The organism is Halochromatium sp. NSM3 (assembly GCF_059621085.1).
Genome location: NZ_JCAQIA010000016.1, coordinates 30,888 through 42,761, shown reverse-complemented (window position 1 = coordinate 42,761; position 11,874 = coordinate 30,888). Strand labels below are relative to the sequence as shown.

Annotated in this window: 11 protein-coding genes; 5 read left to right on the top strand and 6 right to left on the bottom strand. The window is 64.1% G+C overall.

Annotated features, from left to right (window positions below):
- Positions 1 to 201: 201 nt before the first annotated feature.
- Positions 202 to 855, bottom strand: coding sequence for a 2OG-Fe(II) oxygenase (locus AC54T3_RS08725; RefSeq protein WP_496624038.1), 654 nt, complete (start codon positions 853 to 855; stop codon positions 202 to 204).
- Between the two features lie 171 nt (positions 856 to 1,026).
- Between AC54T3_RS08725 and AC54T3_RS08720 the strand changes: the two genes are divergently transcribed.
- The 5 genes from AC54T3_RS08720 to urtD all read left to right on the top strand — a co-directional run bounded on the left by AC54T3_RS08720 (position 1,027) and on the right by urtD (position 7,369).
- A complete protein-coding gene (locus AC54T3_RS08720; RefSeq protein ID WP_496624036.1) occupies positions 1,027 to 1,473 on the top strand; it encodes a cell envelope integrity TolA family protein in 447 nt (148 codons plus the stop codon).
- 323 nt (positions 1,474 to 1,796) lie between these two features.
- Positions 1,797 to 3,134 (top strand): urea ABC transporter substrate-binding protein, encoded by a 1,338-nt coding sequence (urtA, locus tag AC54T3_RS08715; RefSeq protein WP_496624035.1) that lies wholly within the window; start codon positions 1,797 to 1,799, stop codon positions 3,132 to 3,134.
- A 183-nt stretch (positions 3,135 to 3,317) separates the two neighbouring features.
- Entirely contained in the window at positions 3,318 to 5,069 is a 1,752-nt protein-coding gene (gene urtB / locus AC54T3_RS08710; protein ID WP_496624034.1) for an urea ABC transporter permease subunit UrtB, read from the top strand.
- 18 nt (positions 5,070 to 5,087) lie between these two features.
- Positions 5,088 to 6,209, top strand: a complete 1,122-nt coding sequence (urtC, locus tag AC54T3_RS08705) for an urea ABC transporter permease subunit UrtC (protein ID WP_496624032.1) — start codon at positions 5,088 to 5,090, stop codon at positions 6,207 to 6,209.
- 386 nt (positions 6,210 to 6,595) lie between these two features.
- Positions 6,596 to 7,369 carry an urea ABC transporter ATP-binding protein UrtD gene (gene urtD / locus AC54T3_RS08700; RefSeq protein WP_496624102.1) on the top strand — a complete coding sequence of 258 codons (774 nt, stop codon included), beginning with the start codon at positions 6,596 to 6,598 and terminating at the stop codon, positions 7,367 to 7,369.
- A gap of 208 nt (positions 7,370 to 7,577) precedes the next feature.
- Here urtD and moaD read toward each other — a convergent pair whose 3' ends face one another.
- The 5 genes from moaD to gcvPB form a co-directional block, all read right to left on the bottom strand.
- Positions 7,578 to 7,829 carry a molybdopterin converting factor subunit 1 gene (gene moaD / locus AC54T3_RS08695; protein ID WP_496624030.1) on the bottom strand — a complete coding sequence of 84 codons (252 nt, stop codon included), beginning with the start codon at positions 7,827 to 7,829 and terminating at the stop codon, positions 7,578 to 7,580.
- A 13-nt stretch (positions 7,830 to 7,842) separates the two neighbouring features.
- Positions 7,843 to 9,255, bottom strand: coding sequence for a molybdopterin molybdotransferase MoeA (locus AC54T3_RS08690; protein ID WP_496624029.1), 1,413 nt, complete (start codon positions 9,253 to 9,255; stop codon positions 7,843 to 7,845).
- A gap of 5 nt (positions 9,256 to 9,260) precedes the next feature.
- On the bottom strand, positions 9,261 to 9,791 hold the full coding sequence (gene moaB, locus AC54T3_RS08685) for a molybdenum cofactor biosynthesis protein B (protein WP_496624027.1): 531 nt from the start codon (positions 9,789 to 9,791) through the stop codon (positions 9,261 to 9,263).
- Positions 9,792 to 9,884: 93 nt separating this feature from the next.
- A complete protein-coding gene (locus tag AC54T3_RS08680) occupies positions 9,885 to 10,256 on the bottom strand; it encodes a diacylglycerol kinase (RefSeq protein ID WP_496624025.1) in 372 nt (123 codons plus the stop codon).
- Between the two features lie 28 nt (positions 10,257 to 10,284).
- Positions 10,285 to 11,823: an aminomethyl-transferring glycine dehydrogenase subunit GcvPB gene (gene gcvPB, locus AC54T3_RS08675; RefSeq protein ID WP_496624023.1), complete on the bottom strand. Its 1,539-nt coding sequence runs from the start codon at positions 11,821 to 11,823 to the stop codon at positions 10,285 to 10,287.
- Between the last annotated feature and the right edge of the window lie 51 nt (positions 11,824 to 11,874).

Here is an 11,874-nt window from a genome sequence, read left to right as displayed (position 1 = left end):
AACTGCGTGCCTATTTCTGCCTGGATGCTAAGCGGTTGATTTGTCGCGGATGCGGCGCAGGGGGTGTGGAGACGGCTGTGAGGAGGCTGACACAGCGTAGACCGCCGTTGTCGGGTCTGCGACCTGAAGACGCACCTTAGGCGCGTTCCCTTTATGCTACGGAGGTAGTCATTGCTACCTTGAGCGGACCATCGCCGCTCGCTAGCAGCGGCGCTTGAACCAGCCGGTGAGGCTGAAGCGCTCGCGCGTTGCGGGCTCTACCTCATGCAGAAAACGGGCGCTGAAGAAGGTGACCAGGCGACCGCCTTCGGGGAGGATCAGCTCGCTCGCCTCAGGATGGTTCGGATCGGTGTAGAGACGCAGCGCGCCGCCGTCCCGGGCCTGCCAAGCCTCGTTTAGATAGAGGATGCAGCTCAGCGTGCGCTCGCCGATGCCGCGAAATTGGTCCAGGTGCTTGCGGTAATAGGTGCCAGGCGGATAGACCGCCAGGTGCGCCTCGAGTTCGTAGAGGCCGAGGAGCAGGCTGCGGTTGATCGCCAACCGCAGCTGTTCGAGCTGGCTCCAATAGAGCCGCTGGGCGGCGCTGAGATCGCTGGGCTCAAGCCAGGCGACGCAGTCGGTTCTGACCTCGTCGCGGACTTCCAAATTCTCGCCACGGCCAATACCGGCACGCCGGAAGTGTCCCGCCTGCCATTGCTGTTGCGCCTCATGGCGGAGCTGGCTGATGTGCAATGGCGCGAGGAAGTTGTCGGTCATGCACCAGCCTTGATCGGCGAGAGTGGCGGCGATCTGCTCGGCGAGTGCTGGCGGTCGTTCGGGCGGGCCGGTGCGCAGCATGGTGTGCAGGATTCGCATGGTGATCTTGGGCCTCGGTTGCTAGTAGATCGAGTCGATGGTGGAGGAGGGCTGTGTGGTCGGGGGCTCTTCGGTAGACGAGGCGGCTTCGCCCACCGTCGGGCAATGCCGCTGCCGGAAGGCTAAAGCTGGGGATGATAACGGCGTCTTTGAACTCACAGAGGAGCTCGGATGAGCACTGGAAAATTGTTTGTGACGGTCTTCGTTGCGGTGCTGCTCGCCAATGCACTGACGGTGTTGCTGTTGTTCGGCGCGCGCGGCCTGCTGCCCGATGTCGGATTGCCAGTACTGAGCGAGAGGCAGCAGCGCGGCGCTACCGAGTCGGGCGCTCCGAACGAGGAGATCGCCAGCCAGTGGGTGCCGGCGATCCAAGAGCGCATCCGCCAGTTCTGGGTGCATCCGGCTGGCACCTGGGAAGGCAACGCACCGGTCGTCAATGTGCGGCTCGAGCCCGGCGGCAGCGTCATCAGCAATCAGGTCAAGATCGTCACTAGCAGCGGCAATCCGAGGTTCGATCAGTCGGTTGTGAATGCGATCTATGATGCCTCGCCCCTGCCGGTGCCGAGCGGGCCGGACTTCGAGCCGTTCCGCGATTTCAATCTGGTGCTGCGTCCCTGACGGCTACCGCCGCTCAAGCCCGCTCTGCTCCGGCATATCCCGTCTCGGGTGTCTGCTCGCTCAGAAGCGGTCTGGAAATGCTGCATTGGCTGGCGATCACTTGCAGAGGATCAGCTCACCAAATTGGTGCAGAATGCCGCACCAAATTGCCGGCTAGCGTTCACTTTTGGTGCGCGGCAGCGCGGCGAGTCTGCGCTAGACTCTGAATCTAGCCTCGATATCAGTCGATTAGCTTCCTGGCTCAGGGCTTGCTTCGGATCGCTCGTTGGCGTCTCATGCCAACGGTTCGCGTTTCAAGACTCATCACCACAGGAGACTCCTGGATGATTTCGATCCCGTCTTTCAAACCCCTGCTGCTCAGTGCCGGCATCGCGCTCGGGCTGACCGCGTCGCTATCCGGATTCGCCGAAGACGCCGCGCCCGCAGCGGATCAGGCCAACGATGAGACCATCAAGGTCGGTGTGCTGCACTCGCTCTCCGGCACCATGGCGATCAGCGAGACCACACTCAAAGATACAGTGCTGATGCTGATCGAGGAACAGAACGAGAAGGGCGGGGTGCTTGGCAAGCAACTCGAGGCGGTAGTGGTCGATCCGGCCTCGGACTGGCCGCTGTTCGCCGAGAAGGCGCGCGGTCTGATTGAGCAGGACAAGGTCGCCGCCGTCTTCGGCTGCTGGACCTCGGTCTCGCGCAAATCGGTGTTGCCGGTGTTCGAAGAGCTGAACGGCCTGCTGTTCTATCCGGTGCAGTACGAGGGCGAGGAGTCATCGAAGAACGTCTTCTACACCGGCGCGGCACCGAATCAGCAGGCGGTCCCGGCGGTCGATTATCTGAAGGACGAACTCGGCGTCGAGCGCTGGGTGCTGGCTGGGACCGACTACGTCTATCCGCGCACCACCAACAAGATCCTTGAAGCCTACCTGAAGCAGAACGGCGTGGCGGAAGAGGACATCATGATCAACTACACGCCATTCGGACATTCCGACTGGCAGTCGATCGTCGCCGAGATCAAGAAGTTCGGCTCCGAGGGTAAGAAGACCGCCGTGGTCTCGACCATCAACGGCGACGCCAACGTGCCTTTCTACAAAGAGCTGGGTAATCAGGGCGTCTCGGCCGAAGACATCCCGGTTATCGCCTTTTCGGTCGGCGAGGAAGAACTCTCTGGCATCGACACCGGCCCGCTGGTCGGCCATCTGGCGGCCTGGAACTACTTCATGAGCGTGCCGACCGACGAGAACGACGCCTTCATCGAGACCTGGCACGCGTTCATCGATAACCCGAAACGGGTCACCAACGACCCGATGGAAGCGCACAAGATCGGCTTCGATCTCTGGGTACAGGCGGTCGAGAAGGCCGGTACCACCGACACCGATGCCGTTGAGAAGGCGATCGTCGGCTTGAGCACCAGCAATCTCAGCGGTGGTACCGCTAAAATGCTGCCCAATCACCACATCACCAAGCCGGTGCTGATCGGCGAGATCCAAGACGACGGTCAGTTCGCGATCGTCTATCAGACCGAGGACGAGGTGCCGGGCGACGCTTGGTCCGATTACCTGGAAGGCTCCAAGGATCTGATCGCCGATTGGACGGACCCGATCAACTGCGGCAACTACAATACCGAGACTAAAAAGTGCCTCGGTGCCGAGCAGTCGGCCAAATAGGCCTGTTGGCCCAAGCGCCGTGACGCTGAGAGCGGCTGCGGCCCTAGCCAGGGATGGCGTCGACCAAGGCGATTGCCGGATAATCCGCCTCAAACTCGATCCGAATGGCGCGACAGTGTCCACCTCTAGCCATCCAACTTCAGCGTTGACCCCTTATGTCACCTCGCACGGTCGATGAGCGTTATGTCTAGGTTTGCGTTGGGCGGCAGTGGCCCCGTCCTGGCGAAGATGCTCGGCCTCTTGCTGTTGCTGAGCATGGCCACGAGCAACGCAACCGACAGCCAGGCGACAGATTCCGCCTCAAGCCCGGCGGAACTCGCAACCAGCCCAGCAGACAGCCCGACAATCGAGTCTGCAACTGATCGAGCAAACGATCCGACGACCGAGTCCGCAGTTGACCTAGCCACTGGGCTCGAAGCGCCTGTTTCGCAGTTGACGGAGACCTCGTTCAAGGCCAAGGAGGCCGCCGCGCGCGCCATCGCGGAAACCGGCGATCCGCGTGCGATCCCGCTGCTGAAGGCACTGCTCGCCGGTGATCTCTATTATCGCAAGGACGATGACCGCATCGTCTATGTGCAGCCAGCGGGCAGTGGCTGGGCCTTGACCGATGCGCTCACCGCCGAAGCCCTCGGCGAGGTCGGGCGCCGCGATGTGCGCAAGATCACGATCAACAACCGCATGCGCAGCGGGCTGCGTACCTCGATCGCGGCGCTGACCCTGGCCAGCCCGGACCCCGCCCTGCGCGTGCGGGCGGCGCGCGAGATGGTGGGTAGCGATGATCCGACCGTCATCACCGCCGTGCGTGCGCAGCTGGCGGTTGAAGACGACAAGCAGGTCGCGGACGCGCTGGACTTGGTGGTGGCCATCGCCGATCTACAGCAGCCAGAGGCAGACCGCCGGTTGGCGGCCATCGAGGCGCTGCATGGCAATCTCTATCCACAGGCGCGCAATGCCCTGAATGCGCTGGTCGCATCGGAGCAAGACCCGGCGGTGCTCACTGCGGCCAAAGCCGCGCTGGATGCGATCGATCGCAAACGTCAGTTCAACAGCAGCGTCGAGACCCTATTCTTCGGTCTTAGTCTGGGCTCGGTGCTGGTGCTGGCGGCGATCGGGCTGGCGATCACCTTCGGTGTCATGGGCGTGATCAACATGGCCCACGGCGAGCTGATCATGATCGGCGCCTACACCACCTATCTGGTGCAGCAGGCGATGCCTGGCCTCACCGATTGGTCACTGCTGGTCGCGGTGCCGGCCGCCTTCTTGGTCTCGGGCGCCTTCGGCATCGCCATCGAGCGCACGGTGATCCGCTTCCTCTACGGTCGCCCGCTCGAGACGCTTCTGGCGACCTTCGGCATCAGCCTGATCCTGCAGCAGTTGGTGCGAACGACGATCTCGGCGCAGAACGTCGCGGTACAAAACCCGAGCTGGATGAGCGGCTCGCTGCAGCTCAATCCTGGCCTCGCGCTGACCTATAACCGACTCTATATCCTGCTCTTTGCGCTCATCGTCTTCGCGCTGTTGCTGCTAGTGCTCAAGCGCACTGCGCTTGGCTTGCAGGTGCGGGCGGTGTCGCAGAACCGCGCCATGGCGCGGGCGATGGGCGTGCGCTCGGCGCGTGTCGATGCGCTGACCTTTGGGCTGGGCGCCGGCATTGCCGGGGTCGCGGGCGTGGCGCTGTCGCAGCTCACCAACGTTGGCCCCAATATGGGGCAGGGCTACATCATCGATTCCTTCATGGTCGTGGTCTTCGGTGGCGTCGGCAATCTCTGGGGCACCCTGATCGGTGGTCTGACGCTGGGCGTCGCGAACAAGCTGATGGAGCCCTGGGCTGGCGCCGTGCTGGCCAAGATCCTGGTACTGGTGTTTATCATCCTGTTCATCCAGAAGCGCCCACGCGGGCTGTTTCCGCAGCGTGGCCGTGCAGCGGCTGACTAAGCACTGAGAGCATCGAACATGGGCCTGTTGCAACCACTCAAGGGCGATACCGGCGGCCAGATCATGCTGGTGCTGCTGGCGCTGATCGCGATCCTGGTGCCGATCCTGAATCTGCTGGTGCCGGACGGCAATCCGCTGCATGTCAGCACCTTCACGGTGACCTTGCTCGGCAAGTATCTGACCTATGCGCTGCTGGCCGTCGCGGTCGATCTGGTCTGGGGCTATCTCGGGATTCTCAGTCTCGGCCATGGCGCCTTCTTCGCCCTCGGCGGCTATGCGATGGGCATGTACCTGATGCGCCAGATCGGCGATCGCGGGGTCTATGGCGACCCGGTGCTGCCGGATTTCATGGTCTTCCTCGACTGGCAGCAGTTGCCCTGGTTTTGGCAGGGCTTCGATCAGTTCTGGTACGCGGCGCTGATGATCCTGCTCGTGCCCGGGCTGCTCGCATTCGTGTTCGGCTGGCTGGCGTTTCGCTCGCGGGTCACCGGCGTCTACCTGTCGATCATCACCCAGGCGCTGACCTATGCGCTGATGCTGGCCTTCTTCCGCAACGAGATGGGTTTCGGCGGCAACAATGGACTGACCGACTTCAAGGATTTACTCGGCTTCGATCTACAGGCGGATGGCACACGGATCGGGCTGTTCCTGGCCTCGGCGCTGGCGCTGGCGCTCGGCTACTGGGCCTGCCGCTGGATCGTGACCTCGAAGTTGGGGCGAGTCGCGGTGGCGGTGCGCGATGCCGAGTCGCGGGTGCGTTTCATCGGTTATCGGGTGGATCGGGTCAAGCTCGCGATCTGGACCTTTTCGGCGGCGCTGGCCGGGGTGGCGGGCGCGCTCTATGTGCCTCAGGTTGGCATCATCAATCCCGGCGAGTTCTCGCCGCTGAATTCGATCGAACTGGTGGTCTGGGTCGCCATCGGTGGCCGAGCGACCCTCTATGGCGCGGTCATTGGTGCGATCTTGGTGAACTATGGCAAGACGGTCTTCACCGGCGCCTTCCCCGAAGCCTGGCTGTTCGTGCTCGGCGGGCTGTTCGTGCTAGTCACCGTCTTTCTGCCCGCTGGCATCGCCGGATTGCTCAAGCGCTTGCGTTGGCGCCGCGCGAAGCCCGATAAGGTTCAGGAGGTGAGTGCATGAGCCCGAGCATCAGCAACAGCCGCGAAACGCAGTCGACGGCTAAGGTAACGCTGGCCGATGAGACAGCGTTAATCAGCAAGCGAACGCTGGACGGTGAAAGGAGCGCTGCTGGCGAAGCGGCTACGACGGGCAAACCAGACATGACTGGCGAAGCGCCTGCGGATAGCAAAGCCAACTTGGACAGCGAAACGAGCCACCAATCGGATCGCGGAGCTGCTTCGAGCGACACATCCGCGCGCCAACCGAACAGCCCCTCCGGTCGCGGGTCGGAGCGCGATCTGCTGCGCAGCGACCGCACCTTCGATTTCAGCGGTCCCAAGCAGGTCTGGCAAGGCTTCGGGCAGGAATTCAAGGAGCTGACCTGCCGCGATCGACAGTTCGATTTCATGATCCGGGCCAAGGATCTGGAGCTAGATGTCAGTCACGGCCCGATCCTTTATCTCGAAGGGCTGAACGTCAGCTTCGACGGCTTCAAGGCGATCGATGAGCTAAACCTTTATGTCAATGCCGGCGAGCTGCGCTGCGTGATCGGCCCGAATGGGGCCGGCAAGACGACGATGATGGACATCATCACCGGCAAGACGCGGCCGGACTCGGGCAGCGCCTTCTTCGGCCAGAAGATCGACCTGCTCAAGCTGACCGAGCCTGAGATCGCCGAGGTTGGCATCGGGCGCAAGTTCCAGAAGCCGACGGTGTTCGAGCATCACAGCGTGTTCGAGAACCTGGAGCTGGCGATGGCCGCCGACAAGCGTGTCTTCCCGACGCTGCTCGCTCGGCTGACCGGCAAAGAGCGCGATCGCATCCATGAAGTGCTCGGCATCATCGGCCTACAGGAGCAGGCGCAGCGTGAGGCCGGCAATCTCTCGCACGGTCAGAAACAATGGCTCGAGATCGGCATGCTGCTGATGCAAGACCCGCATCTGCTGCTGGTCGACGAGCCGGTCGCTGGCATGACCCATCAGGAGATGGAGCGCACCGCCGAGCTACTGACCTCACTCGCCGGCAAGCACACCGTCATCGTCGTCGAGCACGACATGGACTTCGTGCGCTCGATCGCCCAACGCGTCACCGTGCTACACCAAGGTTCGGTGCTCGCCGAGGGCAGCATGGATGAGGTGCAGAACGATCCCCGGGTGATCGAGGTCTATCTTGGTCAGTGAACGCGTTTTGGCCCAAGGTTGGCTCCCAACACGCGAGAGCGCCAAGCTGAGCCCCTGAGCCGACCATTGAGGAGTCCTGGCAGCGTTGACGACCGACTATGAGACCGACTTCTACGCCTGGTCTGATGAACAGGCCAGATCATTGCGCGTTGGCTGTCCGACAGCTGACTGACGCGCCTCGACCTCAGCACCCGGGTAGCGGGACCGCTTACCCGCCCGTCACGGGCGGGAAAAAGGCGACTTCATCACCATCGGCGACGGGCGTCTCGGGACGTGCCATTTCCTGATTGACGGCAGCCAGGAGGCGCTGCTCTGGCGCGAGCGCTTGCGTCCAAGGCTCACCACGCTCGCGCAAGCGCGCCCTCAGTTCGGCCACAGTGGTGCCAGCGCTTGACTCGATGGCTTCGGCATCGAGCCCGAGCTGCTCGCGCAGGCTGGCGAAGTAGCGCAATTCGATCATGTCGGCGTATCCCTCAGAGGCTCCGATGGCCAGGCACCAGCTCGGCGAACGGCAGGAAGGCCACCGGATCGCCGATCGCGATGGTCTCGCCCGGCGGGATGATGACCAGCCCATTGGCCCAGGTCAGTGAACTTAGGGCGGCCGATGAGCTGCTGTGGAAGCGCTGAATGGATGCCTTTCCGGCGCTATCGAACTCCAGCCGCGCGCGTTGATAGTCGCGACGTTTGGCCGGTTTGGCCAGCTCAAAGCCAGCGGGTAGCATGAGCGGGGTGGGGAGTTTGGCATCCTGTACGCCTTGCATGCGCTCGATGAACGGCCGTGCGAACAGGCAGAAGGTCACGAACAGCGAGACCGGATTGCCGGGGCTGCCAATGAACGGTGTCTCGCCGATGCGCCCGAACGCGAGCGGTTTGCCGGGCTTCATCGCCACGCGCCAGAGGTCGAGGCGGCCAAGTTGCTCGACCGCCGGGCGCACATGGTCTTCGTCACCGACCGACACGCCACCACTGGCCATGACCAGATCGGCCTGCTCGGCGGCGCTGCCGAGCGCAGCCAGTGTCGCCTCGCGGTCGTCCTTGACGATGCCAAGGTCGATGACCTCGCAGCCGAGCCCTTGCAGCAAGGCGCGAAACAGAAACCGGTTCGAGTTGTAGATCTGGCCTGGACCCAGTGGCTCCCCAGGCATGACCAACTCGTCGCCGCTGGCCAGCACGGCGACGCGCAGCCGACGAGACACCTGCAGCTGCGCGGCGCCGACACCTGCGGCAAGACCCAGATGCTGGGGGCCGAGCCGCGTTCCAGTGGCGAGCACTTGCGAGCCGGCTTGCAGTTCTTCGCCACGCCGGCGGATGTTGTCACCGGTTCTGATCTCAGCGCTGGTCTTGGCCTCGATGCGCAGACCGTCGCGCTCGGGCGTGCAGACCTCCTGCACGACGACGCTGTCGGCGCCTTCGGGCAGCGGGGCGCCGGTGAAGATGCGTGCGGCGGTGCCGGGCGTGAGCGGCGTGCCGCACTGGCCGGCGGCGATGCGCTGACTGATCGGGAGCCAGCCGCCACCGGCTTGCAGATCGGAAGCGCGCAGTGCGTAGCCGTCCATCGCGCTGTTGTCCCAGCCCGGCAGATCGGTGCCGCTGATGACGGGCTCGGCGAGCACGCGGCCGAGACAATCCATGGTGGGCAACTGTTCGCTGCCTTCGATGACCCGGGCGGCGGCGAGCAGCTGTGCCGAAGCGGCTTCGACGCTGAGCGGTTTGGCGGCTGGCGATCCCGTCGAGGCCTGGCTCGGCTCGCAGTCGTTCACACGCTCGGTGGATACTGGGCTGCCCGATGCGGCCGTTACCGAGGTGGCGTTGGCCGTGTCGGTCGCGGTGGCGCTCAAGGTGTCACTGGCCGCAGTCGCCTGGTTGTGAGTCGAATCCTTGGTCATCGGGATCAGCGCTCGCTGAAGCGCGCGATCAGCTGGGCGAAGTTGCAGGGCCGCGTGCGGCTGTCCAACTGCGGCTGCAGGATCTGCTCCCAGGCGGTGCGGCAGGCGCCGGTGGAGCCGGGCAGGCAGAACAGCAGGGTGCCGTTGGCGATACCGGCGACGGCGCGCGATTGCACAGTCGAGGCCCCGATCTCCTGAAACGAGATCTGCCGGAACAGCTCGCCGAAGCCATCGATGGTCTTGTCGAACAAGGGCGCGATGGCCTCCGGGGTGCTATCGCGGCCGGTGATACCGGTGCCGCCGGTGCTGATCGCCACCTGCACCTCGGGATCGGCGATCCAGCGCGAGAACAGTGCGCGCAGCTGGTAGACGTCGTCCTTGCAGATGACCTGGTCGGCGAGCCGATGGCCAGCGGCGGTCAGTTGCTCGCGCAGATAGCGGCCCGAGGTATCGTTCTCGGCAGTGCGACTATCGGAGACCGTAGCCACGGCGATCGGCAGTGGCAGGAAGGGCGCGTCGTCAGGCGTTCGGCTCATACTGTCGGTTCCAGGTCAAAGAGATTCTCGGCAGGGAAATGGTTCGTCTCGGGGTCAGCTTTGGGTCAGCCTGTATCACCGCTTGCGCCAGCGTCACAACCAACGGGGGATCAAGACTAGGCCCCAGATCGTTGCGGCAAAGCTGATGCTCATGAACACCGCCGCAGACGCGATATCCTTCGCGCGTGCGGAAAGCTCGTTACGCTCCAGGCCAACGCGGTCGACATTGGCCTCGATCGCCGAGTTGAGCAGCTCGACCACCGGCACCAGCAACAGGCTGCCGACCAGCATAGCGCGCTCGACGGGCGACTCGCCGAGCCAGAGCGCCAGTGGGATCATGAAGATGAGGACGAGGACCTCTTGGCGAAAGGCCTCCTCGAGTTCATAGCAGGCCTTGAAGCCCTTCATCGAATAGCCGAAGGCGTAGATGATCCGGCGCCAGCCGCTGACGTTGTGGTTGGCCATGGGTATCGCGTTCCTGGTGATGCCGGTTTCAGGCATGACCGCCGACGGCTTGACTCGCAGGCTCCCCGGTCGCGGCCCCGGTTGGTTTGCGGGCAGCGGACTCGCCAACAGACGCCTCGGCAGGTTTCCAGGCAACATCGAGCTGGCGCGCGGCGCGCACATCGTCGAGCCGCCGCATCGGCAGGCTGTGCGGCGCCTGCTTGACCGTCTCCGGCTCGTGCTCGGCCTCGGTGCGAATCTGGGTCATGGCCTCGACGAAGCCGTCGAGCGCTTCCTTGGACTCGGTCTCGGTCGGCTCGATCAGCAGGCATTCGGGCACCAACAGCGGGAAGTAGGTGGTCGGCGCGTGGTAGCCATAGTCGAGCAGGCGCTTGGCGACATCCATGGTGTTGACGCCGAAGTCTTTCGCCTCTTTCTTCAAGGTGATGATGAACTCGTGGCTGGCGCGCCGCTCCGGGTAGGCGAGCTGGAAACCGGCCTCGCGCAGGCGAGCCTGCAGATAGTTGGCGTTGAGGGTGGCGAACTCGGAGACTCGACGCATGCCCTCGGCGCCGAGCAGGCGGGCGTAGATGTAGGCACGCAACAGGATGCCCATGTTGCCGCCGAAGGCGGTCAGGCGGCCGATGCTCTCGGGACGGTCATCCTCATCGAGCCAGTGATAGCGCTCGTCGTCGCCCTGATCGACCAGCGGAATCGGCAGATAAGGCTCCAGCCGCTTCGAGACCCCAACCGGACCGGCGCCGGGCCCGCCGCCGCCATGCGGGGTCGAGAAGGTCTTGTGCAGGTTCATGTGGATGACATCGAAGCCCATGTCGCCGGGCCGCACCTTGCCGAGGATCGCATTGAGGTTGGCGCCGTCGTAATAGAGCAGGCCGCCGGCCTCGTGGACGGTCTTGGCGATGGCTTGGATGTTGCGGTCGAAGACGCCCACGGTGCTCGGATTGGTGAGCATGATGCCGGCGGTCTGCGGGCCGACCGCTTCACGCAGCGCATCGATCTCGACGTCGCCGTTGCTGCCGGTTGGCACCTCGCGCACCTTGAAGCCGGCCATGATCGCCGAGGCCGGGTTGGTGCCATGGGCGGCATCCGGAACCAGCATTTCGCGTCGGTCGTGATCGCCACGGGCGTCGTGATAGGCGCGGATCATCATCACCCCCGCTAGCTCGCCCTGAGCGCCGGCGGCCGGCGCCAGCGAGACCGCGTGCATGCCGGTGACGCTCTTCAGCATGTCTTGTAGCTCGTGCAGGCAGGCCATGATGCCCTGGCTATGGGTCTCTGGCGCGGCGGGATGGCGCGCGAGGAAGCCGGGCAGCGAGGCCAGGCTATTACAGGCGCGCGGGTTGTATTTCATCGTGCACGAACCGAGCGGATAGAAGTGCGTGTCGATGGAAAAGTTCTGCTGCGAGAGCTGGGTGTAGTGACGCACGGCCTGCAACTCGGAGACCTCGGGCAGCGCGGCGCGCTGCTTGCGGCGCAGCGCGGGTGGCAGCGCGCCGTGGTCGGCGGTCGTGAGCGGCGCCTGCGCGGTGGCGCGGCGGCCGGGGCGAGAATGTTCTTGGATGAGCATGGCGATTAGTGACGGGTGATGGGTGAAGGGTGAAGGGCGGCTGCCTCACCC